The sequence below is a fragment of the Streptomyces seoulensis genome (assembly GCF_022846655.1).
In the GTDB taxonomy this organism is placed as follows: Bacteria; Actinomycetota; Actinomycetes; order Streptomycetales; family Streptomycetaceae; genus Streptomyces.
The window spans coordinates 3,462,160-3,488,062 of record NZ_AP025667.1; the positions used below are offsets into that span (position 1 = coordinate 3,462,160).

Annotated in this window: 18 protein-coding genes and 1 riboswitch; of the genes, 11 read left to right on the plus strand and 7 right to left on the minus strand. The window is 74.2% G+C overall.

All coding sequences use genetic code 11. The annotated features are described in order from the left end of the window. Window positions 1-12 precede the first annotated feature (12 nt). From HEK131_RS16030 to HEK131_RS16050, 5 genes are read left to right on the plus strand one after another with little or no spacing between them, the layout of a single operon-like run. Window positions 13-2,751 (plus strand): lantibiotic dehydratase, encoded by a 2,739-nt coding sequence (locus HEK131_RS16030; protein WP_244335822.1) that lies wholly within the window; start codon window positions 13-15, stop codon window positions 2,749-2,751. After that, window positions 2,748-3,866, plus strand: coding sequence for a lantibiotic dehydratase C-terminal domain-containing protein (locus HEK131_RS16035; protein ID WP_244335823.1), 1,119 nt, complete (start codon window positions 2,748-2,750; stop codon window positions 3,864-3,866). The genes HEK131_RS16030 and HEK131_RS16035 overlap by 4 nt, the downstream gene beginning before the upstream one ends. Next, window positions 3,863-6,151: an ATP-binding cassette domain-containing protein gene (locus HEK131_RS30315; RefSeq protein ID WP_432215639.1), complete on the plus strand. Its 2,289-nt coding sequence runs from the start codon at window positions 3,863-3,865 to the stop codon at window positions 6,149-6,151. The genes HEK131_RS16035 and HEK131_RS30315 overlap by 4 nt, the downstream gene beginning before the upstream one ends. Then, window positions 6,148-6,900, plus strand: coding sequence for an ABC transporter permease (locus HEK131_RS16045; RefSeq protein WP_161150982.1), 753 nt, complete (start codon window positions 6,148-6,150; stop codon window positions 6,898-6,900). Before HEK131_RS30315 ends, HEK131_RS16045 begins: the two co-directional genes overlap by 4 nt. Continuing rightward, window positions 6,897-8,837, plus strand: coding sequence for a TOMM precursor leader peptide-binding protein (locus HEK131_RS16050; protein ID WP_244335824.1), 1,941 nt, complete (start codon window positions 6,897-6,899; stop codon window positions 8,835-8,837). The genes HEK131_RS16045 and HEK131_RS16050 overlap by 4 nt, the downstream gene beginning before the upstream one ends. A 111-nt stretch (window positions 8,838-8,948) precedes the next feature. Here the strand turns inward: HEK131_RS16050 and HEK131_RS16055 are convergent, their stop codons facing one another. Beyond that, window positions 8,949-9,122, minus strand: coding sequence for a thiazolylpeptide-type bacteriocin (locus HEK131_RS16055; RefSeq protein WP_018548797.1), 174 nt, complete (start codon window positions 9,120-9,122; stop codon window positions 8,949-8,951). Between the two features lie 186 nt (window positions 9,123-9,308). Between HEK131_RS16055 and HEK131_RS16060 the strand changes: the two genes are divergently transcribed. From HEK131_RS16060 to HEK131_RS16070, 3 genes are all read left to right on the plus strand, one after another. Beyond that, window positions 9,309-10,637 (plus strand): amidohydrolase, encoded by a 1,329-nt coding sequence (locus HEK131_RS16060; RefSeq protein WP_244335825.1) that lies wholly within the window; start codon window positions 9,309-9,311, stop codon window positions 10,635-10,637. A 70-nt stretch (window positions 10,638-10,707) separates the two neighbouring features. Continuing rightward, window positions 10,708-10,924: riboswitch (cobalamin riboswitch) on the plus strand. A gap of 162 nt (window positions 10,925-11,086) precedes the next feature. After that, window positions 11,087-13,399, plus strand: a complete 2,313-nt coding sequence (metE, locus tag HEK131_RS16065) for a 5-methyltetrahydropteroyltriglutamate--homocysteine S-methyltransferase (RefSeq protein ID WP_244335826.1) — start codon at window positions 11,087-11,089, stop codon at window positions 13,397-13,399. A gap of 80 nt (window positions 13,400-13,479) precedes the next feature. Then, window positions 13,480-14,055, plus strand: a complete 576-nt coding sequence (locus tag HEK131_RS16070; protein WP_244335827.1) for a histidine phosphatase family protein — start codon at window positions 13,480-13,482, stop codon at window positions 14,053-14,055. Window positions 14,056-14,130: 75 nt separating this feature from the next. Here HEK131_RS16070 and HEK131_RS16075 read toward each other — a convergent pair whose 3' ends face one another. The 4 genes from HEK131_RS16075 to HEK131_RS16090 all read right to left on the minus strand — a co-directional run bounded on the left by HEK131_RS16075 (window position 14,131) and on the right by HEK131_RS16090 (window position 19,028). Beyond that, on the minus strand, window positions 14,131-14,883 hold the full coding sequence (locus HEK131_RS16075) for a CbtA family protein (RefSeq protein ID WP_244335828.1): 753 nt from the start codon (window positions 14,881-14,883) through the stop codon (window positions 14,131-14,133). A 21-nt stretch (window positions 14,884-14,904) separates the two neighbouring features. Further along, entirely contained in the window at window positions 14,905-15,126 is a 222-nt protein-coding gene (locus tag HEK131_RS16080) for a CbtB domain-containing protein (protein ID WP_135784528.1), read from the minus strand. A 305-nt stretch (window positions 15,127-15,431) separates the two neighbouring features. After that, complete coding sequence (locus HEK131_RS16085) at window positions 15,432-16,127, minus strand: DUF4232 domain-containing protein (RefSeq protein WP_244335829.1); 696 nt, start codon at window positions 16,125-16,127, stop codon at window positions 15,432-15,434. A gap of 138 nt (window positions 16,128-16,265) precedes the next feature. Further along, window positions 16,266-19,028 carry an AfsR/SARP family transcriptional regulator gene (locus tag HEK131_RS16090; RefSeq protein ID WP_244335830.1) on the minus strand — a complete coding sequence of 921 codons (2,763 nt, stop codon included), beginning with the start codon at window positions 19,026-19,028 and terminating at the stop codon, window positions 16,266-16,268. Window positions 19,029-19,156: 128 nt separating this feature from the next. Here HEK131_RS16090 and HEK131_RS16095 point away from each other — a divergent pair, with 128 nt between their 5' ends. After that, window positions 19,157-20,113, plus strand: a complete 957-nt coding sequence (locus HEK131_RS16095) for a GlxA family transcriptional regulator (RefSeq protein WP_244335831.1) — start codon at window positions 19,157-19,159, stop codon at window positions 20,111-20,113. Window positions 20,114-20,207: 94 nt separating this feature from the next. After that, window positions 20,208-21,203, plus strand: a complete 996-nt coding sequence (gene gap, locus HEK131_RS16100; RefSeq protein WP_244335832.1) for a type I glyceraldehyde-3-phosphate dehydrogenase — start codon at window positions 20,208-20,210, stop codon at window positions 21,201-21,203. A gap of 25 nt (window positions 21,204-21,228) precedes the next feature. Here gap and HEK131_RS16105 read toward each other — a convergent pair whose 3' ends face one another. Both HEK131_RS16105 and HEK131_RS16110 read right to left on the minus strand, forming a co-directional pair. Continuing rightward, on the minus strand, window positions 21,229-22,647 hold the full coding sequence (locus HEK131_RS16105) for a phytoene desaturase family protein (RefSeq protein ID WP_244335833.1): 1,419 nt from the start codon (window positions 22,645-22,647) through the stop codon (window positions 21,229-21,231). Beyond that, the gene (locus tag HEK131_RS16110; RefSeq protein WP_244335834.1) at window positions 22,644-24,392 is read right to left on the minus strand and encodes a DUF3556 domain-containing protein; all 1,749 of its coding nucleotides are present in this window, start codon (window positions 24,390-24,392) and stop codon (window positions 22,644-22,646) included. Before HEK131_RS16110 ends, HEK131_RS16105 begins: the two co-directional genes overlap by 4 nt. A gap of 154 nt (window positions 24,393-24,546) precedes the next feature. Here HEK131_RS16110 and HEK131_RS16115 point away from each other — a divergent pair, with 154 nt between their 5' ends. Continuing rightward, the gene (locus tag HEK131_RS16115) at window positions 24,547-25,785 is read left to right on the plus strand and encodes a PucR family transcriptional regulator (protein WP_244335835.1); all 1,239 of its coding nucleotides are present in this window, start codon (window positions 24,547-24,549) and stop codon (window positions 25,783-25,785) included. The last annotated feature ends 118 nt before the right edge of the window (window positions 25,786-25,903 follow it).

Here is a 25,903-nt window from a genome sequence, read left to right on the forward strand (position 1 = left end):
GGGCAGCACGGTATGAGCCCGGCCACCACCACCGCCGAGACCGACACCACTGTGACCCTGCACCGCCGTTTCATGCTCCGCGTGGCCGGGCTCCCGGCCGAGACCGTGGAGGTGCTGCGCGCCCCGGAGACCGCCGACTGGGCCGCTCGCACGGCTGCCGAGGAGGACAGGCTGCGCGCGCTCGGCGCCCGGCTGAGCGATCCGCTCTCGGCGGCCGTCGGCGCCACCGAGGACGCGGCGCTGCGCCGCCGTCTGCTGGCGTTGCGCCGCCAGGTCTTCAACAACCGCCTGCCCGGCGACCTCCCGGCCTTCCGCACCCTCGCCTCCGGCCTAGGCGGCGACACCGGGGCCGACCTCACCGCCTGGCTGGAGGCCCGGCTGCGCTGGGAGGAACTGCGCGCCGAGGGCGGGACGGTGCTCGGCGGCGCGCTGGCCCGCACCCGTGCCGCGCTGCGCGAGCTGGCGCTGGACGACCGGCTCCGCCGGGGCCTGCTGCTGGCCTCGCCCACGCTGGAGGAACGGCTCGACGCGTTCGCCGCCGACCCGGCGCCCACGCCGGGCAAGCGGGCCCGAAAGATGGAGCGTTCGCTGCTGTCGTACCTGTACCGGACCGCCTGCAAGACCAGCCCGTTCAGCACGCTGACCGGGGTGGCGCTCGGCGAGTTCGAGGACGGCGGCGACCTGACGGAAGTGGGCGACGACTGGACGAGCCACCCCAGGCTGAACGTGGTCGTCCTCACCCGGCTCGCCGAGCTGATCGTGGCCGACCCCGCCCGCCGCGCCGACCTGCCGGTGGCACCGGCCTCGGGCTGGAAGCTGGACGACGACCGGGTGCGCTACGTCAGGCGGGCGGTCACGGCGGGGGACGACAGCGCGCCGGTCAGCTTCGACGCCGCCCAGGACCGGCTGTTCTTCCTGCGCAGGCAGGGCGCCCTCGACGGGATGCTGACGCTGCTGCGGGACACCGAGGGCACGCTCACCCACGGCGGCCTGGCACGCTGGCTGGCCGCCACCACGGGCGCCGGGGACGAGGAGGCGGGGCACTATCTGACGGCGCTGCGCGAGCTGGGGATGCTCCAGCTCCCCCTGCTGGACACCAGCGTGCACGGCACCGACCCGCTGCGCGCCTTCCAGCGGGCGCTGCGCGGTCTGGGCGTGGCCTGGGCCGACACCGTCGCCGCCCGGCTGGACGGCCCGGCCGAGGCGGTCGCCCGGTACGGGGACGCGGACGTACCCACCCGGCGCGCCCTGCTGGCCGGGCTCCGTACCGAACTCGCCGCCCTGCAGACCGACCTGGGCGCCGAACGGCCCGTACTGCCGCAGACGCTGCTCTACGAGGACGTGTCGGCGGGCACCACCGGCGCGCCGCTGGCGGAGTGGGCCGAGTCGGTCGCCGACCCTCTACGGTCGATCGGCCGGGTACTCCCCGCCTTCGACGTGGCGCTGCCCCAACGGCTCACCCTCAAGGGCTTCTTCGTAGCCCGATACGGGCGCGGTGGCCGCTGCGAGGACCTGCTGCGGCTGGTCCACGACTTCCACGAGGACATCTTCCGCCAGTACCTCCAGTTCACGGCGGCCAAGGACGGCTACCTCGCGGACGGCAGCCACGCCCCGGAGGAGAACTGGCTCGGAGTCCCGGAGATCACCTCCGTCGACCGGGCCCGCGCCGCCCTCACCGCCCGGATGCGCGCGCACTGGGCCGAACTCCCGGAGCGTGCAGAGGAGTTCGTGCTCGACGACGCGACCGTGGACGAGATGACCGACGCGCTCGGCGCCGCCGCGCCCGCGTTCCGCCCGCAGAGCCACTTCCTGCAACTGGCCCGCCGCGCCGACGGCCCGCTGGCCGTGCTCAACAACTCCTACGGCGGCCTGTGCTTCCCCTTCACCCGTTTCACGCACTGCTTCGACGGCGCGGACGGGCCCGGCCTCACCGACTCGCTCCGCGACGGGCTGCGTGCGGTGCTCCCGCCCGGCGCGGTCCTCGCCGAGGTCACGGCCGGGGCCGCGACCACCAACCTCAATCTGCACGGCCGTCTCACGGACCACGAGATCGTCTGCCCCGGCGAGAACAGCACCGCCCCCGAGGAGGCCCGCCTCCACCTGGACGACCTGTACGCCGTGCACGACGAGGCCGAGGACCGGCTGCTGCTGCGCTCCCGTCGGCTGGACCGCGAGGTCGTCCCGGTGTACCTCGGCTATCTGGTGCCCATGGTGCTGCCCGAGATCCCGCGCACCCTGCTGCTGTTCTCGCCCACCTCCCGCTCGGTGCCGGACGTGTGGCGCGGGGTGCCCGCCGGCCCCGCGACGGACGGCGTCACCCGGCGCCCACGCGTCCGCCACCGCTCACTGGTGCTCCAGCGGCGCTCCTGGACCGCCGCCGACGGCCGTCTCCCGCTGCGGGCACCCGGTACCGGGGACGCCGACTGGTATCTCGCCTGGCACCGCTGGCGCGTCCGGCACGGCCTGCCGGCCCGTGTCTTCGCCACCGTCCACGAGGAGGCGGAGGACGGTCGGGGTGCGGCCTGGTTCGGCGGGTCCAAGCCGCAGTACGTCGACTTCGAGAGCCCGCTCTCGCTCACCGCCCTCGAAGGGCTCCTCGCCGGGAGACGGGCCCGGACCGTCTTCGAGGAGATGCTCCCCGGCGAGGACGAACTGCACGTCACCTCACCGCGCGGGCGGCACGTCGCCGAACTCGCCGTGGAACTGCTGCCCGTCCCGGCCGCCCGACCCGAAGAGGACCCCGCCCCATGACGACCGCTCCCACCGAAGCCTCAGCCGTACCCGGTCAGGCGCCCGGCGAGTGGCTGGCCGTGCACGTCTTCTACGCGGCCAGCCCCCGCCCGCTGCTCCTGAACTGCGTCCGGCCCCTGGTCGACGCCCTCACCGAGGAGGGCCTGCTCGACGGGTACTTCTTCATCAACTACTGGCTGGAGGGCCCGCATCTGCGCCTGCGCCTGAAGCCGGCCCGCGCCGCCGACGCCGAAGTCGTCCGCCGGCGGGCGCACGCGGCCCTGGAGACGTTCCTGCGCGAGCGGCCCGCGCTGTACGAGGTGAAGGACGGCTTCTTCGCCGACCTCTACGAGACCCTGTTCACCCTGGAGTTCGGCGACCAGGAACGTTCGGAGTACCTCGGCCCGGACGGCCGGATGCTGCTGCGCCCCAACAACACCTTCGAGGACCGCCCCTACGAGCCCGAGTACGGCAAGTACGGCGGCCCGGCCGGGATCGAGCTGGCGGAGTGGCACTTCCAGCACTCCAGCGACCTAGTCATCGAGGCCGCCCGCTCGATGAACCTGCACCTGCGCACCGTGCTGCTCGGGCTGTCCGCCCAGCTCATGATGGTGATGTCCGGGACCTTCCTGCGGGACGACGAGGCCCTCCTCTCCTTCCTGGACCGCTACCACACCTTCTGGAACCGGGCGTTCTCCAGCACCAACTACACCGCCGACGACGGCTACGACCGCGCGTACACCGCGATGGGCGCGAGCCTGCCGGGCCGGTTCCGGGACATCCGGGACGCGGTGGCGGCGGGCGAGACAGGGCGGCTCCCGGCGTTCCTGCGCGGCTGGGCCGAGCACAGCGCCGAGCTGCGCGACCGGGCGATGGCGCTGATCCGCGACGGCGAGCTGGCCTTCCGCTCCTGGGACGGCACCCGCGACCTGCGCCCCACCGACCCGGCCCAGGCGCTGCCGATGCTGCTCTCGCCGTATCTGCACATGACCAACAACCGGCTGAGCACGACCGTGCGCGACGAGGCGTTCCTGTCGTACGTGCTCGCCCGCGCCCTGCGGGACGGCGGCGCGCGAGGTGCCGAGGGCGACGCGGGCGACTCGCTGGCGGGCTGGCGGCGCGGGGGTGAGGGGTGACCACCGGGACGTTCCTGGCCAGCCGCCCCCGGGTGCGCCCCGATCTGGTGGCGGGGCCCCGGCTGGTGCGGGGTGCGGCCCGTATCCATCTGCTGAAGGACCCGCGCACCGGACGGCGGCTGGAACTGGGCCCCAAGGAGCACTTCCTGATCACCCGGCTGGACGGGACCCGCACGCTGGAGGAGATCGGCGGCGAGTACGCGGGCGAGTTCGGGGCCCGGCTCGGAGAGGCGCAGTGGGGACAGGTGCTGCGGCTGCTGCACGGCCGGGGCCTGCTGGAGGGCTCCCCCGCACCGTCCGCGGCGCCGCCCGCCGGGCCGGAGCGGCCGCCGAACGGCATCCTCGCCGGACGGACCCGGATGGTGTCCGACGCGCCCGCGCTGATGGACCGGCTGCACCGGCTCACCGCGCCCGCGCGGCGGCCCGTCGTACTCGCGGTGCTGACCGCGCTGGCGGTGGGCGTGTTCGCCGCCGTCGTGGCACAGGCCGGGACACTGTGGCGGCAGACGGAGGAGACCGCCGAGCAGCCGGTGCTGCTGTTCGCCATCGGCTGCGTGCTGTGGTGCGGGCTCGCTCTGCACGAGCTGGCGCACGGGCTGTTCGCGCGGGCCTGGGGCGGGCGGGTCACGGAGATCGGACTGCGCTGGTTCTGCTTCGCCACCTATCTGTACTGCGAGGTGGAGGACGTCCAGTTCCTCGGCAGCCGGGCCCGCAAGGTCGCCACCGCGTGCGCGGGCGTCTTCGCCAACCTGCTGTTCCTGGTGCCGTTCTACCCGGTGTGGGCGCTGCTCCCGGCCGACGCCCAGGCCCGGCCCGCGCTCGGGGCGCTGCTGCTGCTCGGCACCGTCCTCGGCGTGGCCAACCTGCTGCCGCTGCCGCCGCTGGACGGCTACAAGGCCCTCATGCACGCGCTCGGCGTCACCGCCCTGTCCGAGGGCGCCCGCACCTTCGCCGCCCTCGCCGTGCGGGCCCTGTTCCGGCGGGGTCCGGGCATCGCCGCGTATCCGGCCCGCCTCAGGCTGCTGTACGGCGGTTTCGCGCTGCTGACCGCGGCGCAGAGCGCGGCGCTGCTGGTGCTGTGCGGTGCGGCGCTGCGGGCGACGCTGCCGGACGGCATGGCGGTGCTCGCCTGGTCGCTGCCGCCCGCGCTGCTCGCCGCCCTCCTGCTGCTGTGGGCGCTGGGCGGCCTCGGCCGGCGCCTGCGGGACCGGCGTACCACCGAGGCGGCCCCGGCCGTCTCCCCCACGTCCGAGCCGGGGCGTCCCGTCCCGGCGGGCGCGAGCACCGGGCAGGTCCCGGCCGCCGCGCACCAGTTGAGGAAAGGCGAGATGAGCGCACCCGACAGCAGGACGGAGCCCGCCCCGAGCGGCACCGGCACCGAGACCGTCGTCGCCCTGGACGGCGTCAGCAAGCGCTACGGGGAGGTGACGGCGCTCGACGGCGTCTCCCTCGAAGTGCGCCATGGTGAGTTCTTCGGCATCCTCGGGCCGAACGGCGCGGGCAAGACCACCCTGGTGGAGATCGTGGAGGGCATGCGGGAGCCCGACTCCGGCAGCGTCGCGGTGTTCGGGCAGAGCCCCTGGCCGCGCGACATCGCGCTGCTGGCCCGGATCGGGGTGCAGACGCAGGCGTCGGCGTTCTTCGCCCGGCTGACCGCGGGCGAGCACCTGCGCACGGTGGCCGCGCTGTACGGCATGGCTCCCCAGGCCGCGAAGACCGCGCTGGAGCGGGTCGGGCTGACCGAGAAGGAGAACGCGCGCGTCGACCATCTCTCGGGCGGCCAGCGGCAGCGCCTCGCCGTCGCCACCGCGCTGCTCAACGAGCCGGAGCTGATCTTCCTGGACGAGCCGACTGCCGCGCTCGACCCGGAGGCGAGGCGTGAACTCTGGGAGCTGCTGCGGTCGTTGCGTTCGGAGGGGCGCACGATCATCTGCACCACCCACTACCTGGACGAGGCCGAGGCGCTGTGCGACCGGGTGGCGATCATCGCCGGCGGCCGGGTCGTCGCGCTCGACTCGCCCCGCAACCTGATCCGCGCGCTCGCCGCGCCGACCCGGCTGCTGGTGCCCGCCGACAAGGTCTCCCCCGGCGCCGCGCTGGCGCTCACGGGCGTGGACCGGGCCACCGTGCAGGGCGCCGACCTGGTCATCGAGACGACGGTGCCCAACCGGGTGCTGCCGGCGCTCGGCGACCTCGTGGACATCGACTCGGTCTCCGTGCGCACCCCCACCCTCGAAGACGCCTATCTCTCGCTGACCGGCACCGGATCGGAGCACCACCGTTGAGCGCCTACGCCGCACTGACCCGGGCCACCTATGTCGCGAGCGTGCGCGACAAGACGACCCTCTTCTTCACCTTCGCCTTCCCGCTCGCCTTCCTCGTGCTGTTCGGCCTGATCTTCCAGGGCGACAAGGTCGACGGGGGGCTGGCCTCCATCAACTACATCGCGCCGGGCGTGCTGTCCTGGGGCGTGGGCAACGCGGCCGTCTTCTCGGTGGGCTTCGCCCTGATGCAGTGGCGCCGGGACGACCTGCTCCGGCTGATCTGGCGCACCCCGACCCCGCTGCGCACCCTGCTCGCCTCCCGCTGGACGGTGGCCATGGGGGTGGCTCTCGCGCAGACCGCGCTGTTCACCGCGGTCGCCCTGCTGCCGTTCTTCGGGCTGCGGCTGATGGGCCCCTGGTGGGCCGCGCTGCCGCTGCTGGTGCTGGGGGTGACCGCGTTCCTCGCCATGGGCCTGATCGTCGGCAGTCTCGCCGACACCCCTGAGGCGGTCGCGGCCATCGCCAACCTGGTGATGGTGCCGATGGCGTTCCTGTCCGGCTCGTTCTTCCCGGACGACCTGATGCCGGGCTGGCTGCGCACCGCCGCCAAGGTACTGCCGCTGCACTACCTCAACGACGGCCTCACCGACGCCATGGGCGGCCGCGGGGACCTGGGCGACATCGCCCTGGACTGCGCGGGCCTCGCCGTGTTCGCCCTGGTCTTCGGGGTGATCGCCACCCGGATCTTCCGCTGGAGCAACAGGACATGACGACGACGATGACCGCTCTGGAGGCCGCGCGGGCGGACCTCCAGGCCCGGCTGGCGGCGCGTGCCGCGTCGGCCGGGCTCCCCGCGCCCGCCGTGTCCCGGATCGGCGACACCGATGTGCTCGGCGAGACCGGGCTCCCCGCCGAGCCGGCGACCGTGCATCTCACCGCGCAGGCCGTGCTGCTCGGTCCGTGGGGCGGCGCCCCGGCGGCGGGTCCGGCCTGCGGGACCTGCCTGGCGATGCGGCGCCAGCGGCTGCGGACCCGTACCGAACGGGAGGCGCTGGAGACCGGTACGGAGACCACGGCGGCCGGGGTCTGGCCGGTGCTGCCGGACCACGCGGTGGACGCGGTGTGGTCGCTGCACCGGCTGATCGCCTCCGGCGCCGCCCGGCACTCCGCCGAGGGCCCGGACGCCGAGCTGCCCCAGGTCACCGAGGTCGACCTGGAGACGCTGCGGGTGCGTACGTTCCCGCTGCTGCCGGAGCCGATGTGCCCGCGCTGCCGTCCGTTCACCGAGGAGGCGGAACTGCGCGCGGCGGAACAGGCCGCGCTGCCCTCGCCGGGCGCGCTGCCCAAACCGCACCCCGACGCGTACCGGCTGCGCCGGGCGGCCGACCACCCGCTCCCGGTGAAGGCCCTGGCCAACCCGGTGTGCGGGGTGCTGGGTGGCGGCACCTGGATCGACGTCACCTCCCCCACCACCGCCCCGGTCGCGGGCAGCGTCTTCATGCGGGGGTACGCCGGGCTCACCGACGTCACCTGGAGCGGGCAGGCCAACTCCTTCGCGGACAGCCGCGACCTGGCCTTCCTGGAGGGGCTCGAACGGTACGCAGGCACCCATCGCCGCCACCGCGCACCGGTGGTGACCGCCTCGCTGGATGAGCTGGAGGGGCGGGGCGACCGTGCCCTCGATCCGCGTGCGTGCGGGCTGTACGGGCCGCGCACCTACGCCGAGGACCCGATGGTCGAGCCCTTCGACCCCGCCCGGCCGATCCCCTGGGTGACCGGCTGGTCGCTGCGGGACGGCCGACCGGTGCTGGTACCGGCCCGGCTCGTCTACTACAGCGCGGGCACGGCCGCCGACAACTTCGTCTTCGAATGCTCCAACGGCTGCGCCACCGGCAGCAGTTGGGAGGAGGCGGTGTTCTTCGGGCTGCTCGAACTCATCGAGCGGGACGCCTTCCTGCTCGGCTGGTACGGCGATCTGCCGCTGCCGGAGATCAACCTGGACTCGGTGCGCTCGCCGAGCGTGCGGGCGATGGTGGCGCGGGCCGCGCTCCAGGGTTACGACGTGCACGTCTTCGACAACCGGGTGGACCTCCCGGTGCCCGTGGTCACCGGACTCGCGGTCCGCCGCGACGACGCGCCGGGCTCCCTGGCCTTCGCGGCGGGCGCGTCCTTCGACCCGGAGACGGCTGTGGAGTCGGCGGTCTCCGAGATCCTCACCTACATCCCGCACCTGCCCGGCCAGGTGGCCGAGCGGCCCGCCGAACTCGCGGCCATGGCCGAGGACTTCGACCTGGTGAAGCGGCTGCCGGACCATGCGGCACTGTTCGGGCTGCCCGCGATGCGGGTGCACGCCGCGGGCTATCTGAAGCCGCCGCGCGTGGCGTCATCGGCCGAGCTGTTCGCCGGCTGGGAGGAGCGGCGCCCGCGTACCGGGGACCTGCGGGACGATCTGCTGCTGGTGCGGGACCTCTTGGGCGAGGCGGGCTGCGAGGTGATCGCCGTCGACCAGACCACGCCCGAGCAGCGGCGGATGGGGCTGCGCACGGTGGCCACGCTGGCTCCGGGGCTGCTGCCGATCGACTTCGGCTGGCCGCGGCAGCGGGCGCTCACCATGCCGAGGCTGCGCACCGCGCCGCACCGGGCCGGTCTGGTCCCGGCGCCGCTGAAGGAGGAGGAGTTGCGGCGGGTGCCGCATCCGTTCCCGTGACCGGGGCAGGCGTTCAGCTCGTCGGCGCGCGGGCCGTGAAGGAGGTCCGCGCGACGCCGACGGTCCCCGGCGCGCTGACGCGGGCCGGGGACCGTGGGTGCGACGCCTGGATCAGGCGGTGCAGGAGGTGGTGCTGGTGGTGCTGGAGCAGGTGCTGGTGGAGGAACAGCTCGTCGACGAGCCGAGCATGACCTCGCTGGCGTCCGAGTAGTCGGTGATCTCGAAGGTCTCCGACTCCAGGTCCAGGATCTCCTGGGCGAGGGAGGCGAGGTTGTTGTCAGCCATGATGGCTCCTTCCGGGTCAGGTGACCTGCTGCCGTCCGGGAGGGTCCCGTCCGGTGGTGCGCCGAACCTGCCGGAGGAGCGAGCCCCCGGACACCTCCCTTTCTACGCGCGTCCGACACCAACTCCCTGACCGATGGCTGTCACTTCACTGACACCCCCGTTCTACGACCCCATGGAGTACTCGCCGTGAGCAGCGACCAGACCCGTCCGACCGTGACCGTGGGCGGCGGTGTCCCGCCCGGCCTGGACGCCCTGCTGGCGTCCACCGCCGAGATGTATCTCGACCTGCACCGGCACCCCGAGCTGTCCGGCGCCGAGGAGCGCACCGCCGCCCGGTTCGCGGACCGGCTGACGGCGGACGGCTTCCGGGTCCTGCGCGGTGTCGGCGGGCACGGGGTCGCGGCCGAACTGGCCAACGGCGACGGCCCGGCCGTGCTGCTGCGCGCCGAGCTGGACGCGCTGCCGGTCGCCGAGGAGACCGGCGTCCCGTACGCCAGCACGGCGACCTCGCCGGGCCCGGACGGGCGGCCGGTGCCGGTGATGCACGCCTGCGGCCATGACGCCCACCTGGCCTGCGCGGCGGCGGCCGCCCGGTGGCTCGCCGAGCACCGCGACCGGTGGCGGGGCACGCTCCTGGTCGTCGGGCAGCCCGCCGAGGAGACCCTGAGCGGTGCTCGCGCCATGCTGGAGGACGGGCTGTACGACCGGATCACCGCGCCGGACGTGGTCCTCGCCCAGCACACCGCCGCGTTCCCGGCCGGGATGGTGGCGCACGCGGACGGGCCGCTGATGGCGGGCAGCGTGACGCTCGAAGTGGTCTTCGAGGGGGACGGCGGACACGCGGCCACCCCGCATCTGACGGCCGATCCGCTGCTCGCGGCGGCCGGCGCGGTGACCCGGCTGCCCGCCGTCGCAGCCCGCGAGACGGACCCGGCCGAACGCCTGGTGGTCACCGCGTCCTCGCTGCGGGCCGGGGACTACGGGCGCACCGGGAACGTGATAGCCACCCGTGCCGAACTGCGGGTCACCGTCCGCGCCCTCTCGGAGGCGGCGCTCGTCCGGGGCACCGCGGCGGTGGAGCGGGTGGTGCGCGCGGAGGCCGCCGCGGCCGCGCTGCCGCCGCGGGTCACGGTCCGCGAGCTGAACCGCTCCGGCGTCACCCGGCCCGACCCCGGCGTCACGGCCGCCGTCCGCGCCGCCCACCAGACGGCCTTCGGCGCCGCCCGCGTCACCGGCTGGCCCGCCTCTTCGGCGACCGAGGACTTCCCGCTGCTCACCGGCGCGGGCGGCCATCTGCACGGCCGCCCCGGCATCCGGGGCGCCTACTGGATGCTCGGCTCGGTCGGTCCCACCCAGTGGGCGGCGGCCCCCGGTACCGGGCCCGCCGAGAAGTTCCGCACTCTCCCCCACAACCACTCCCCCCGCTATCTGCCCAGCGTCCGCCTCACCCTGGACACGGGCACGGCCGCCATGGTGACGGCGGCACTGGCCCAACTCGGCCCGGCGGCGGGGTGACCACGGTCCGCGTGGCCCGGATCACCATCCGGATGACGGACGGTACCGGCGGCCGGGGGTCACGGCCCGTAGGGTGACCCCTGTAGCTGGTTCGCCCCGTCCGCCAGGCGGGGTGTCGTAAGAGGGAACCCGGTGGGAATCCGGGACTGCCCCGCAGCGGTGAGCGGGAACGACCGCCGTCATACGCACTGGGTCCGACGCACGGACCTGGGAAGCGACGGCCACTAGGTGTCCTCCGCGAGGACGTGCCCGCGAGTCCGAAGACCTGCCATCTGCCCGTGCGCGACCCACTCGCGTACGGACATCCCGGTGACCTCGAGGGCGGGTCGGCGTACACACGGACGGTCCACCGCGCACACCGTGCGGGCCGGCGCCGTCCGGTCGTCACCCCTTCACGTGCTCGTCCCGTCGCCGGGATCTCAGGGATCCGTCTCGTGAAGGAGATCTCCGTGACACCGAAGTCCGCAGCCGCGGCAGCACGGTCCACCGTGTACGGCTACCCGCGTCAGGGCCAGGACCGGGAGCTGAAGAAGGCCGTCGAGGGCTACTGGAAGGGCCGTGTCGACGCCGGCGCCCTCCGGGCCACCGCCGCAGGCATCCGCCGCGCCAACTGGCAGGCGCTGGCCGAAGCAGGCATCGACGAGGTCCCGACCGGGGACTTCTCGTACTACGACCACGTGCTGGACACCACCGTCATGGTCGGCGCGATCCCTGCCCGGCACCGGGCGGCCGTCGCCGCCGGCCCGCTGGAGGGGTACTTCGCCATGGCGCGCGGCACGCAGGACGTGCCGCCGCTGGAGATGACCAAGTGGTTCGACACCAACTACCACTATCTGGTACCGGAGTTGGGTCCGGACACGGTGTTCTCCGCCGACTCCGCCAAGCAGGTCGCGGAGCTGAAGGAGGCCCTCGCGCTGGGCCTGGCCGCCCGGCCGGTGCTGGTCGGCCCGGTCACCTACCTGCTGCTGGCCAAGCCCGCACCCGGCGTCCCCGCCGGCTTCGATCCGCTGACCCTGCTGGACCGGCTGCTCCCGGTGTACGCCGAGGTGCTGGCGGATCTGCGCGCGGCCGGGGCCGAGTGGGTGCAGGTGGACGAGCCCGCGCTGGTGCAGGACCGGACCCCGGCCGAGCTGAACGCGGCCGGGCGCGCCTACCGTGAGCTGGGCGCGCTCACCGACCGGCCGAAGCTGCTGGTCGCCTCCTACTTCGACCGGCTGGGCGAGGCGCTGCCGGTGCTGGCGAAGGCGCCGGTGGAGGGGCTGGCGCTGGACTTCACCGAGGCCGCGGCGGCCGACCTGGACGCGCTCGCCGCCGTGGGCGGGCTGCCCGGCAAGCGGCTGGTGGCCGGGGTCGTCGACGGCCGCAACATCTGGGTGAACGACCTCTCGAAGTCCCTCGGCACGCTCGGCACCCTGCTGGGGCTGGCCGACCGGGTCGACGTCGCCGCCTCCTGCTCCCTGCTGCACGTCCCGCTGGACGCCGCCGCCGAGCGGGACATCGAGCCGCAGATCCTGCGCTGGCTGGCGTTCGCCCGGCAGAAGACCGCCGAGATCGTCACGCTGGCCAGGGGCCTGGCCCGCGGCACGGACGCGATCAGCGCCGAACTCGCCGCCAACCGGGCCGACCTGGCCTCGCGCGCCGGCTCCCCCATCACCCGCGACCCGCGGGTCCGGGCGCGCGCCGCCGCCGTCACCGGGGCGGACGCCCGGCGCTGCGAGCCGTACGCCGAGCGGGCCGCCGCCCAGCGTGCCCACCTCGGTCTGCCGCTGCTGCCGACGACCACGATCGGCTCCTTCCCGCAGACCGGCGAACTGCGCACCGCCCGCGCCGACCTGCGCGCGGGCCGGATCGACACCGCCGGGTACGAGGAGCGCATCAAGGCGGAGATCCAGGAGGTGATCTCCTTCCAGGAGAAGACCGGCCTGGACGTCCTGGTGCACGGCGAGCCCGAACGCAACGACATGGTGCAGTACTTCGCCGAGCAGCTCACCGGCTACCTCGCCACCCGGCACGGCTGGGTCCAGTCCTACGGCACCCGCTACGTCCGCCCGCCGATCCTGGCCGGCGACATCTCCCGCCCCGGGCCGATGACGGTGCGCTGGACGACGTACGCCCAGTCCCTCTCCGACCGCCCGGTCAAGGGCATGCTGACCGGCCCGGTGACCATGCTCGCCTGGTCGTTCGTCCGTGACGACCAGCCGCTCGGCGACACCGCCCGGCAGATGGCGCTCGCCCTGCGCGACGAGGTGGACGACCTGGAGCGGGCGGGCACTTCGGTGATCCAGGTCGACGAGCCCGCACTGCGCGAGACGCTGCCGCTGCGCGCCGCCGACCGGGCCGCCTACCTCGCCTGGGCGACGGAGGCGTTCCGGCTCACCACCGCCGGGGTCCGGCCGGCCACCCAGGTCCACACGCACATGTGTTACGCCGAGTTCGGTGACATCGTGCGGGCCATCGACGACCTGGACGCCGACGTCATCAGCCTGGAGGCGGCCCGCTCGCACATGCAGGTGGCCCGCGAACTGGCCGCGCACGGCTACCCCCGCGAGGCGGGTCCGGGTGTGTACGACATCCACTCCCCGCGCGTGCCGAGCGCCGAGGAGGCGGCCGAGCTGCTGCGTACGGGGCTGAGGGCGATCCCCGCCGAGCGGCTGTGGGTGAACCCGGACTGCGGTCTGAAGACCCGCGCATGGCCGGAGACACGGGCCTCGCTGGAGAACCTGGTCGCGGCGGCCCGTACGGTGCGGAGTGAACTGCTGTAGTTCCCCTGCCTGTTCGTCCCGGTTCCGCCTGTGGGCCGGGACGGACGGGGCCGCGTGCTTGTGATCAGGAGGTTCCTCGCGTGACCAGTCGGCTGGTGCTCGTCTCGCCCGCGATCGGGGCAGCGCTGCGGGAGGCGCGGTTCTACGACGGCACCGGTTCCCTCGACGAGGTGGGCGCCGCCCGGGCGCGGGCGGCGGCCGGTGCGTTGCCGGAGGCGGCGCGGGTCGTGGTGTCGCCCGGTGTGCGGTGCCGGGAGACGGCGGAGGCCCTCGGGCTCCGGGGCGTGGTGGCGGCGGAGCTGGCGCCGCTGGACGCCGGGCGGTGGCGCGGGCGTGCGCTGGCGGAGGTCGGCGCGACGGAGGCGGAGGCGGTGGCCCGGTGGCTGGCCGACCCGGACTGCGCGGCGCCGGGCGGGGAGTCGGTGCGCGAGGTGTGCGCGCGGGTGGGGCGCTGGCTCACGTCGGCTCCTGAGGGCCGTACGGTCGCCGTGGTGGAACCCGAGGTGGTGCGGGCGGCCGTGGTGCACGCGCTGGGGCTGCCGGGCGAGGCGTTCTGGCGGCTGGACGTGCCCCCGCTCACCGCGACCGAGCTGTCCGGGCGGGCCGGACGCTGGAACCTGCGGCTGGGGCGCCCGCTCGGCGCGGACGGAAAGTGAGACTCGGCGCGGACCGGGAGTGAGAAAGGGCCCCCGGAAGTCTCCGGGGGCCCTTCGTCTCGTCCTCACGCCTGCTCAGTGGGAGGCGGCGACCGCCCGTCCCGTGGGAGCGGCAGCGGGGCGGGGGTTCAGCAGCCGTTCGGCCAACTCGCCGAAGACCAGGCCGAATCCGGCCCACAGCACCGTCTGGATGGCCAGCGCGGAGAGGCGGAACCGCCACAGCAGGGCGGCCGGGAAGTGTTCCGGTACCTCGTTGACGACCGGCAGGAAGGCGTAGGCCAGCCCGGTCGCCACGGCGAAGGCGGCCACGGCGACGAGGGTCGCGTACCAGTTGCCCAGGCGCGGGGCGAGGCGCTTGCCGAGCAGGGTGGCCCCGACGGCCAGGAGCACGCTGAGCAGCATCATCAGGAAGTACAGCGTGGTGCGCTTGCCGATGGTGTCCGGGTCGCCGACCGAGGGCGGGTTGGCCGGGTACTTCAGGAACGGCACCACGTACACGGCGAGCAGCGCGGCGCCGGACAGCAGCAGCGCGGTCGCGCGGGGGCCGAAGCGGCCGACGCGGCCGAGCGCGAAGCAGTAGGCGAGCGCGGCGATGCCGCCGAAGGCGACCCCGTAGACGAGGACACCGGTGGCGAGTCCGGCGGTGGACTGCAGCGAGCGGGAGACGACCTCCACCTCGTGCCCGTGCGAGTGGTGGCCCTCGAAGCTGATGGCGCTGTCCACGTTCGGCTCGCCGAGGAAGTAGGCGGCGATCAGGGCGAGCACTCCGGCGGCGAGGCCGGCGAGCATGCCCCGCACGAGGAGGTTTCTTACCGTTGCGGAGTTCATGGGTGTGCGGCGTCCCTCGCGTCAGTGGCAGGGGAAGCCGAGCAGGTGGCGGGCGTCGTGCACCCACTCGTGGACGTCCGTGCCGTTGAACACGGAGGTGGCACCCTGCTCGGCGCCGACGAAGTACAGCAGGACCAGCATGAGGACGCCGAAGAAGACCGCCCAGGGCGCTATCTCCTTGAGCGGCAGCTTGGCGGGTACGGCGGGGTTGCCGGCGGTCGGCTGGGCGACGGTCTGCGCCATGGCAGGACCTCCTCTGGGAGTTCGCGTCCCATCTCGGTGGTGCACAGGACGACGGCCACGGGTCTGACTCGCGCGGCCCCTTGGAGGACCCGCGCACACAGTGGCGCGACCGTGCCGGTTTCCCACCGGCTTCCGTTTCGCCGTCGTCGATATCGCCCCGACGGTACCGCGTGTGCCCTGGCTGGCCAAGACCGCATCGGTCCGGGTGATCTTCCTCTCCCGGCCGTGTACGGAGCACGGCCACGGGGCAGGGGCGGCCGCGCGGCCGGGGCCCGTGTGCGGGGCCCCGGCGGCGGCGGGAGCGGTCAGAAGTCGTCGGCTCCGTTGCGCAGTTCGCCGGTCCAGTAGCCGGTGAGCGCACGGGCGGGGTCGACGGCGATGCCACCGCCCGTGGAGGAGTCCACCGCGATGACGGTGGAGTCGCCCTCCAGCACAAGCTGGAACGCCGTCACGACCTCGTTGTCCTCGTCCACGCCTCCGTCGGAGAGCTTGACCAGGGCGTACGCGGGGTCACCGGGGTTCAGCACCGTGGGCGCGGCGGGCTTGCTCTTCGCCACCGACGGCACGTCCTGCTTGTGGCTCTCCAGGAACTGGATGTGCGGGAAGCCCGCCATCTCGCAACGGTGGCCAGAGGTGTTCCGGGCGGTGAGCACGATGTGGGTGTAGGGCGGGCCGTCCTGCCGCTCGGCGGAGACCTTCACGTCCTTGGCGGCGCAGACGGGGGTGGCGGCCGAGCCGCCGCCCGTGCCCTGCGCGGCGGTCGAGCCCCCGGCGGCCGCCGAACCGGAGCCGCTGGAGTCCGACTTGTGCGCGGTGCCGACCGCGGTGCCCTTGCTCCCGCCCGTGCCGGACGCCGGCGCGGACGCCGGGGAGGTGGCCGTCTGCGCGGCCGCCGTCCCCTCGGCCTTGGTCCCCTCGCCACTCTGACAGGCGGTCAGGGACAGGGCGAGCGCGGCGGAGGCGGCGACGGAGAAGAGTGCGGTACGGCGCGAGGCGTTCATGGTGGTTCCCCCGAGAGGTATGGCGAAAAACGACGGCCGTCCGACCGCCGGCCAGCCGCTGACCTGCTGACACTCTGAGTCTCGACCGTCTCGCTGATGTCCCGCTGACGTCCCGCTGACGCCGTTCTGACGCCGCCCTCAGGGCGTCCGGAGATCTTCGGCGGCGAGCCGTCGTACCGCGTCCTCGTGCCGCTTGCGGTGGTCCGCCCGCCCGCTGACCCGCAGCAGGGCCTCCAGGGCCCGTACCGCTCCCTCGTCGTATCCCGTGGACTCCGCCTCGTCGGCGGCGCGTTCCAGGAGGCGTATGGCCTCGGTCTCCTCGCCGAGGGCGAGGTGGGCCTCGCCGCAGACGGTGTGGAGGAGGGAGGTGCGGGCCGCTTCCTCGTGTTCGGGGCCGAGGTCCAGGGCCGTGCGGGCGACGCGGAGGGCCTCCTCGGGGTGACCGGTGCTCAGGTGGATGCGGGACAGGTGCAGCAGCGCGAGCATCTCGGTGTGGGTGCCGCCTTCCGCGCGGGCCAGGGTGGCGGCGTGGGCGCAGTTGGCCAGGGCGGCGTCCGATCCGCCCTGCGCGGCCTGGACCAGGGCGAGGTTGATCAGGGCGGTGGCCTCGCCGAGGCGGTCGCCGCAGCGGCGGGCCAGGGCGGGTGAGGGTTCCAGGAGGGTGACGGCGTCCGCGAGCCGGCCCTCCTCGCTCAGCACCCAGCCCAGGAGGGTGCGGACGCGGGACTCGGCGTAGGGGTCCGCCACGGCCTGCGCGCATTCCAGGGCGGTGTGCAGCAGCGGCGACCAGTTGTCCCGTGAGCGCCACACCACCTGCGGCCACTGGAGCAGGATGATCCGCCAGGCCCGGTCGTCCAGGCCGGCGGCCCGTGCGGCGGTGGCGGCGCGGGCCAGGTCCTCGCGTTCGGCGGCCAGCCAGCCCATCGCCTCCGCGCGGTCCGCGAAGTCGCGTACGGCGGCCGGGCGCCGGAAGTCCGCCGGCAGCGCGAAGCAGGGTTCGCCGCCGGGCTGGGCGGTTTCGGCGGCGGCCAGCGCGGTGGCGATGTAGTGGTCGAGGACGCCCGTGAGTGCCTCGGGGCCGGCGGCCGGGTCGAGGCCGCGCGCGTAGAGCCGTACGAGGTCGTGCAGTTCCCAGCGGCCGGGCGCGGTCTCGGTGACGAGGTGGGCGGCGCCGAGCCGTTCGAGGGCGCCTCCTGCGGTCAGCGGGTCGGTGCCGGAGAGGGCGGCGGCGGTGTACGGGTCGAAGTGGGTGCCGGGGTGGTGGCCGAGCCGGCCGAAGTGGTGCGCGGCCTCGCCGGGGAGCTGCTGGACGGTCAGGCGCAGGGCGGCCGGGACGCCGGTGTCGTCGACGGCGAGGTGGGCGAGCCGGCCGCGTTCGTCGGCGAGTTCGTCCGCGAGGTGGGCGAGGGACCACCGGGGGCGTCCGGCGAGCCGGGCCGCGGTCACCCGCAGGGCGAGCGGGAGGCCGCCGCAGAGTTCGGCGAGCCTGCGGGCGGCGACCGGTTCACCCAGGACGCGTTCCTCGCCGAGGACGCCCGCGAGGAGTGCCGTGCCGTCCTGCGCGTCGAGCGTGCCGAGCGGTACGGGCCGGGCCGCGTCGGAGGCGATGAGCCCCTCCAGGCGGTGGCGGCTGGTGACCACGGTGACGCAGTCGGCGCCACCGGGCAGCAGGGCGCGGACGGTGGCGGAGTCGCGCGCGTTGTCGAGGACGACCAGCAGCCGGAGCCGGTCGGTGAGGCTACGGAACAGGGCGGCGGCGGCAGCGGCCGACTCCGGTATCCGGCGCGGCGGCACGCCGAGGGCGAGCAGGAACTCACGCAGCACCTCCGTCACGGACGGCTCACCAGTGTCGCTGAAACCGTGCAGGTCGGCGAAGAGCCGTCCGTCGGGGAAGGCGTCGGCGCCGCGGTGGGCCCACCACAGCGCGAGGGCGGTCTTGCCGACCCCGGCGGGCCCGGTCACCAGGCACACCGGCGCCTCTCCGGCGGCGGCCCGGCCGAGCGCGGCGAGTTCCGGGCCTCGCCCGTGGAAACCGCGGGGTGCGCGGGGCAGGAGGTCGGCGGGGTGCGCCTCGGCGGGGACGAGGGCGGGGCGCGGTGGCACGGGCGACCGGGGCGGTTCGGCCTCGGCACTCGGATGCGGGGCCGGCAGCTCGGGTACGGGGTCCCCGCGCAGGATCAGCCCGTAGGCGTCGGCGAGTTCGCGTCCGGGGTCGATGCCGAGTTCGTCCGCGAGGAGTCTGCGGGTGCGGTGGAACCACTCCAGGGCCTCCGACTGGCGGCCCGCCTGGTAGAGGGCGGTCATCAGCGCGGCGGACAGCGACTCGCGCAGCGGGTGGGCGACGGCTTCGGTGCGCAGTACGGCGGCCGCCCGATGGTGCTCGCCCAACCGGCCGTACGCTCGGGCCAGTTGCTCGACGGCGGAGAGCCTGGACTCCTCCAGGGAGTGCGCGGCGGCCTGGAGGGGCGGTCCGGCGAAGGCTCCGCCGAGCGCGGGGCCGCGCCACAGGGCGAGGGCGTCGCCGAGCATGAGGACGGTGTCGGCGGGGTCGCGCTGTTCGCGGGCGAGGGTGAGCAGTTCCTCGAACCGCTGGGCGTCGAGCAGGGTTTCCGGCAGCCGCAGCGCGTAGGCGTCCCCGGCGGTGAGGAGTTCCACGCCGTACGCCTCCGCGTCGCCCTCGGCGAGCAGGGCGCGCAGCCGGGACACATGGCCCTGGATGACACCGCGCGCCTGGCTCGGGGGCTCGTCGTCCCACAGACAGGCGGTCAACCGGCCGATCGGCACGGGGGTGTTGGCCGAGAGCAGCAGCGCCGCGAGCAGGCTGCGGCGCTTGGCGGGGCCGAGCGGCAGTGGTCCCCGGCGGGTGTCGACGGAGACGGTGCCGAGCAGCCGGAACTCCAAGGGAGGGTCCTTCCGAGGGCGGCCACGGGCGGCCGGTAGAGGCAAAACAGCAGCATATCGGGGGGTTGTCGGTCATCCGGCGGGGGTTTCGTCCGCCCTCGCGCCATGCCTTGCGTACGCTGCTGACCGTGCCTTCCTCCCGCCGTCGCCGTGTCGCCGTTCTCGTCCTGGAGGGCGCGAAGCCGCTCGATGTGGGGATTCCGGCGCAGGTGTTCACGACCCGCGCGAGCATGCCGTACGAGGTGCGGGTGTGCGGGGCCACTCCGGGTCTGGTGGCGGGCGGCGACGGCCTGTCGTACCACGTGGCGTACGGCCTGGCCGCGTTGGAGTGGGCCGACGTGGTGTTCGTGCCCGGCTACCGGTTCCCGGACCGGGAGGACCCGCCGGAGCCGGTGGTGGCGGCGCTGGTCGGCGCGCACGAGCGGGGTGCGCGGCTCGCGGCGATCTCCACGGGGGCGTTCGCGCTGGCGGCCACCGGGCTGCTGGACGGCAGGCGGGCCACCACGCACTGGCACTACACGCGCGCCCTGGCGGCCCGGTACCCGCTGGTCCGGGTGGACGAGAACGTGCTGTTCGTGGACGAGGGCAGTGTGCTGACGTCGGCCGGGGCGGCCTCCGGCATCGACCTGTGCCTGCACATGCTGCGCGGCGAGCTGGGGGTGGCCGCGTCCAACCACGCGGCCCGGCGCCTGGTCGCGGCTCCCTATCGCAGCGGGGGCCAGGCGCAGTACGTGCCGCGCAGTGTGCCCGAGCCGCTGGGCGAGCGGTTCGCGGCGACCCGCGAGTGGGCGCTGCACCGGCTCGGTGAGCCGCTGAGCCTTCAGGTGCTGGCCCGGCACGCGGCGGTGTCGCCGCGTACGTTCTCCCGGCGGTTCGCCGAGGACACCGGGTACACGCCGATGCAGTGGGTGACGCGGGCCCGGGTGGACCTGGCGCGCGAGCTGCTGGAGCGCTCGGAGCGGAGCGTGGAGAGAATCGCCGAGGATGTCGGACTCGGCACCGGCACCAATCTCCGGCTGCACTTCCAGCGCGTCCTCGGCACCACGCCGAGCGACTACCGGCGCACCTTCGCCAGGGGCGAGTAGCCCTGGCGCGATCCTTGTGAACCCTGGCGCTCCTGCCACTGCCACGCGCGGGCGCCGCCCGCGAACCTGATGGCGAACGGAAGGGACACCATTCATGACGCGCATCGCCATCAACGGATTCGGCCGCATCGGACGCAACGTGCTGCGAGCCCTGCTCGAACGCGACAGCGACCTCGAGGTCGTCGCGGTGAACGACCTCACCGAACCCGCGGGGCTGGCCCGGCTGCTGGCCTTCGACTCGACGGCCGGGCGGCTCGGCCGTCCGGTGGAGGTGGACGGCGACACCCTCGTGGTGGACGGCCGCCGCATCAAGGTCCTCGCCGAGCGCGAGCCCGCGCAACTGCCCTGGGCCGAGCTGGACGTCGACATCGTGCTGGAGGCGACCGGCCGCTTCACCTCGGCCAAGGCCGCGCGCGCCCACCTGCACGCGGGCGCGAAGCGGGTGCTGGTCAGCGCTCCCTCGGACGGCGCCGACGTGACGCTGGCGTACGGGGTCAACAGCGACACCTACGACCCGGCCCTGCACACGATCGTGTCGAACGCCTCCTGCACGACCAACGCGCTGGCCCCGCTGGCCGCCGTGCTGGACGAACTCGCGGGCATCGAGCACGGGTTCATGACGACCGTGCACGCCTACACCCAGGAGCAGAACCTCCAGGACGGCCCGCACCGCGACCCCCGCCGGGCCCGCGCGGCCGGCGTGAACATCGTGCCGACGACCACGGGCGCGGCCAAGGCGATCGGCCAGGTCCTGCCGAACCTCGACGGCAAGCTGTCCGGCGACTCGATCCGGGTGCCGGTGCCGGTCGGCTCGATCGTCGAGCTGAACACCACGGTCGCCCGCGACGTCACCCGCGAGGAGGTGCTCGCCGCGTACCGCACGGCCGCCGAGGGCCCCCTCGCCGGAGTCCTGGAGTACTCCGAGGACCCCCTGGTCTCCTCGGACATCGTCGGCAACCCGGCCTCCTCGATCTTCGACTCCGCCCTCACCCGCGTCGACGGCCGCCACGTCAAGGTGGTCGCCTGGTACGACAACGAGTGGGGCTTCTCCAACCGCGTGATCGACACGCTGGAGCTGCTCGCCGCCTGACGCGACGGCACCCGGCCGGCCCCTTTCAGGCCGCGCCGAGGTGCCGCAGGGCGGAGGCCGCCGCTCCCGCCCCGCACATCCCGTGCGCTCCGGGCCCCGGTGGGGTGGCCGCCGAGCAGAGGAAGACGCCTGGCAGGCCGGTGGTGTAGGGGTCGAGGGCGGGACGGGGGCCCAGGACGAGCTGGCGCACCGTCTTGGCGCCGGTGAGGATGTCACCCCCGGCGAAGTTGGCGTTGGCGGCGGCGAAGTCGGCCGGGGCGGTGGCGCCGAGGCCCACGATCCGCTCGCGGGCGCCGGGGGCGAACCGTTCGATCTGCCGCAGGATCGCCTCCGTGGCGTCCCCGGTGTAGCCGTTCGGGACATGGGCGTAGGCCCAGACCGGGTGCACGTCGCCGACCGAGCGGCCGGGGTCGGCCAGGTACTGCTGGCCGACCAGGACGAACGGCCGCTCCGGCATGCGTCCGGCCGTCACGTCCCGCTCGCCCCGCGCGATCTCGTCGATGGTGCCGCCCAGGTGCACGGTCCCGGAGTGCCGGGCGCGGTCGTGGGTCCAGGGGATGCCGCCCTCGACCGCCAGGTCGATCTTGAAGGCGCCGGGGCCCCGGCGGAAACGCCGGTAGGCGGACCGGGTACGGGCGGGCAGCCGGTCGCCGTAGATGGCGGCCACCTGGCCGGGGTCGAGGTCGAGCAGGGTCACGTCGGCGGCCGGGATCTGCCGGTGGTCGGTGATCCGGACGCCCGTCCGAACGGTCCCGCCGTACTCGCGCAGCGCCTTCTCCAGCGCGCCGGCGATGGACTGCGAGCCGCCTTCGGCGACGGCCCACCCCGCCGCGTGCCCGGCGACCAGGATGCCGAGGCCGATGGCCGAGGTGAGCGGACGGCCGAGCGGGCGGAAGGCGTGGGCGGCGATCCCGGCCCACAGTCCACGCGTCTGAGGATTGCGGAAGAGCCGGGCCATGGCGGTGGCCGGCAGGGTGGTCGGCAGCCCGAACCGGGCGAGCAGCAGCGGGTGCGAGGGGATGCGCAGCAGCGGGCCCATCGTGTCCGCGGCCAGCGCGTCCCAGTGCCGTACCGAGGGCTCGACGAGCGCCCGGTAGCGGTCCCCGTCTACGCCGAGGAGACGGGCGGTCTCCGTGACGGAGCGCATCAGCACGCCGGCCGTGCCGTCGTCGAGGGGGTGTACGCAGTCGATGTCGGGCAGGCGCCAGCGCAGGCCGTGCCTCTCCAGCTCCAGTTCGCGCAGGGCCGGTGAGGTGACGGCCATGGGGTGGATGGCGGAGCAGTGGTCGTGCAGCAGGCCGGGCAGCAGCGCCTCGTAGCTGCGGGTGCCCCCGCCGACCTCGTCGGCGGCCTCCAGGAGCGTGACGTCGAGGCCCGCCTTGGCGAGGAGGGCCGCGGCGGCGAGCCCGTTGGGCCCGCCGCCGACCACGACGGCCGAGGTCATGAGGTGCTGTCCAGCGGGCGCGGCTCGGCCGCCGGACGCGCGGACCGTACGTCGTACACCGGGTAGTCGGCCCCGTCGGTGGGCCACGGCTGACGGGTCAGCATGTCGCGCACCGCGACATGGCCGCTCTCCAGCAGGCCCAGGGCCGCGTCGTGGATCTCATAGGACTGAGTCTGCCGGTGAAGGGGCTGCCCCTCCAAACAGATCACCCGCACCTCGCCGGGCGCGAAGGCGCAGCGGGTCTGTACGGCGCGCAGCAGTTGGTCGTCGTGGAGGTGGCCCTCGCCGAAGTTCCAGCCGATGGCGAAGCCCGCGATCAGCTCGCCCTCCACCACGGTGACCCCGTCCTGGTCCTGGGTGACGCGCTCCACCAGGCCGTTGAGGGCACGGCCGTGGGAGTGCATGGACCGCCAGCCCTCCGCCTTGGCGGCGAGCAGCAGGGCGGTGTCGGCGTCGTAGAGGGTCACCATCTGGTGCGGGGCGAGCCGGGCGCTGGTGGTCAGGCCCGATCCGAGCCGGTCGAGCGCGTCCCCGGTGAACAGCCAGGCGCTGGTGGCCCAGTTGCCCGCGTAGTAGCGCATCGCGGGCAGGAAGGAGACGAGGTCGGGGCGGAGGTTGCCGAGGAGCGGGAGCAGCACGAGGCTCGGCAGGATCACCGCGAGCAGCCAGGGCGAGTGGAGGTCCCACACCGTGAGGTCGCCGTGGGCGCCGAAGAGGAAGAAGAGCGAGAAGACGAAGAAGAGGTTCCACTCCAGCGGCACCCCCATGGGGATGGTCGACAGGATGTGCAGGTGGAAGACGACCATGTAGAGCAGGGCCGCCCAGGTCCACGGGCCGCCGTCGCCGAGGAAGACCAGGTACAGCGGGACGAGGTACTCGGTGGCGGTGCCGACGTGCGCCAGCAGGAAGGACAGGCGGGAGGGGCGCAGGTCGCGCGGGTGGTCGCGGTAGAAGAGGGGCTTGAGCCGGTTCGGGACCAGGGGGGCGTTGCTCATCATGGTGGCGACCACGAAGGGGAAGTGGTGGTTGAGCTTGGAGGTGGCCGCGCCCCACCAGATCGCCAGCATGATCAGCTCGAAGCCGATGAGCATGTCGCCGTGGGGGAAGAAGAACACCAGCAGCGACAGCCAGTACTGCTCCCCGCGCGCGGCGAGGAAGACGGTCTTGTCGCGCAGCCCCAGCACCGCCACGGTCACGATGAGCGGCAGGGCGGCCACCGGGTCGAGCAGGCCCCCGTGTCCGGACGAGCCGGGTCGGCCGAGCAGCCAGACGCCGGAGGCGAGTACGGCGGCGTAGAGCAGCACGTCGGCGAGGGTGCGCCGGTCGCCCCGGGTGAACGGCACCTTGCCGGGCCACGGAGGCAGGCGGACGGTACCGGGGCGCAGCCAGTACAGGGCGGAGCCGATCGGCGGGAGGAAGCGCGAGGACAGCGGGCCGGAGCCGCAGCCGAGTCCGGTCACCTCCCACAGCAGGGTGAAGACGATCAGCTTCTGGTAGACGATCGGCTCGGACCACCAGGACGCCACCTCGGTGACCGGTCCGAGGCCCGGCGTCAGCGAGATCACCAGCGCCGCGCCGCCGGCGTAGAGCGCGCACTTGACGACGTAGAACAGGTACACCGCCGCCGGGCTGCCGAAGCCGTGCTCGACCCAGTGCCGGGTCAGGGCCTCCAGCCGGTCGCGGCGGGACAGGGCGCGGTAGGTTCCGGCGTCGACGGGGAGCAGCCGGGGTTTCATGAAGCCCATGGGGATCACGCCTTCACTGGGCGGGGGGTGCGGACCCAGGTGAAGGTAGGGGCGCCCGGAGCACGGCGGCGAGGGCCGCGCGTCACAACATCCGGGGGGCCGTTTGTGCGCCGAGCACACCGGCCCGGCAGTCCGGCACCTCTACAGTGCGGTCATGCCGACAGAACAGGCCCTGGTCAGCCAGTTGGTCGACCGACTGCGCGGGACGAGGGAGGCGATGATCGCCGACCTGGTCCGGCTGACCCTCGTGCAGATCGACGCCCTCGACCACGATGCCGCCACCCGCTCCCTGCTGGAGGCGAGCCTGAGCGAGAACGTGGTGGCCGGGCTCAACTTCCTCCAGCAGGACTTCGACCCGGAGCTGCTGGAGGCCCCGTCCGCGGCCGTGGCGTACGCGCGGGTGCTGGCCCAGCGCGATGTGCCGCTGTCGGCGCTGGTCCGCGCCTACCGCATCGGCCACTCCCGCGTGCTGGACCACGCCTTCGCCCACCTCGACGCCCTGCCCGCCGAGCACCGGGTGTCGCTCGTCCTCGACGTGGTGCGCCGCTCGGCGCTGTTCATCGACCAGATCTGCGAGCAGGTGGGCCGCGCCTACGAGCGGGAGCGGGAGCGGTGGGTGGCGAGCCAGGGCGGAGTGCGCCAGCAGTGGGTGGGCGCGCTGCTCGGCGGCGGCCCGGTGGACCGCGCGGCCGCCGAGCGGGCGCTGCGCTACCCGCTGGACGCGGTGCATGTCGCCTGCACGCTGTGGCCGGTGGGCGCGATGACGTCGTTCGACCTGGTCACCGCCGTGGACGAGGTGCGCGTCCACGCCATGGCGGTGCTGCGGGCGCGTGCGGCGCTGGTGGTGCCGACCGACGAGCGCGAGGCCCGGCTGTGGCTGGCCCTGCCCGCCGGGGGCGAGCTGCGGTGGCGGGACGACCTGGCCGCGCCCGGGGGAACGGTGCTGCACGCCGCCGTGGGGCGGCCGGGCACCGGCCTGGAGGGCTTCCGGGCGTCGGCCCGGCAGTCCGCCCAGGTCAGGGAGATCCTGGCCACGAAGCTGACCGGGGCGGTGCCACGCGGCGCCGCCCACTGGGTGCACTACGGCGAGGTCGCGCCGGTCGCGCTGATGGCGGGTGACCTGCCCGCGGTACGGGACTTCGTGACGGGCACGCTCGGGGAGCTGGCCCGGCGCGACGCGCGCGGCGCCACCCTGCGGGAGACGCTGAGGGTCTTCCTCGCCCATCGCCGCAGCCACGCGGCCGCCGCCCAGGCGATGAACCTGCACCGCAACTCGGTCCAGTACCGGGTGCGCCAGGCCGCCGCGCTGCTGCCGGACGGTCCGGCGGACGATTTCAACGTGCGGGCCGCGCTGCTGGCCGCGCACTGGCTCGGGGACGCCGTCCTCAGGTGATTACCGGGACGTACGGGAAATCGACTCGGGAACGAAGCCTCAGGCAATAAAGAAATACGCATGCATTCCCGTCCGTCATTTCGGGGCGAGGTGCGGAAATAGGCATCCCGGCACGCTT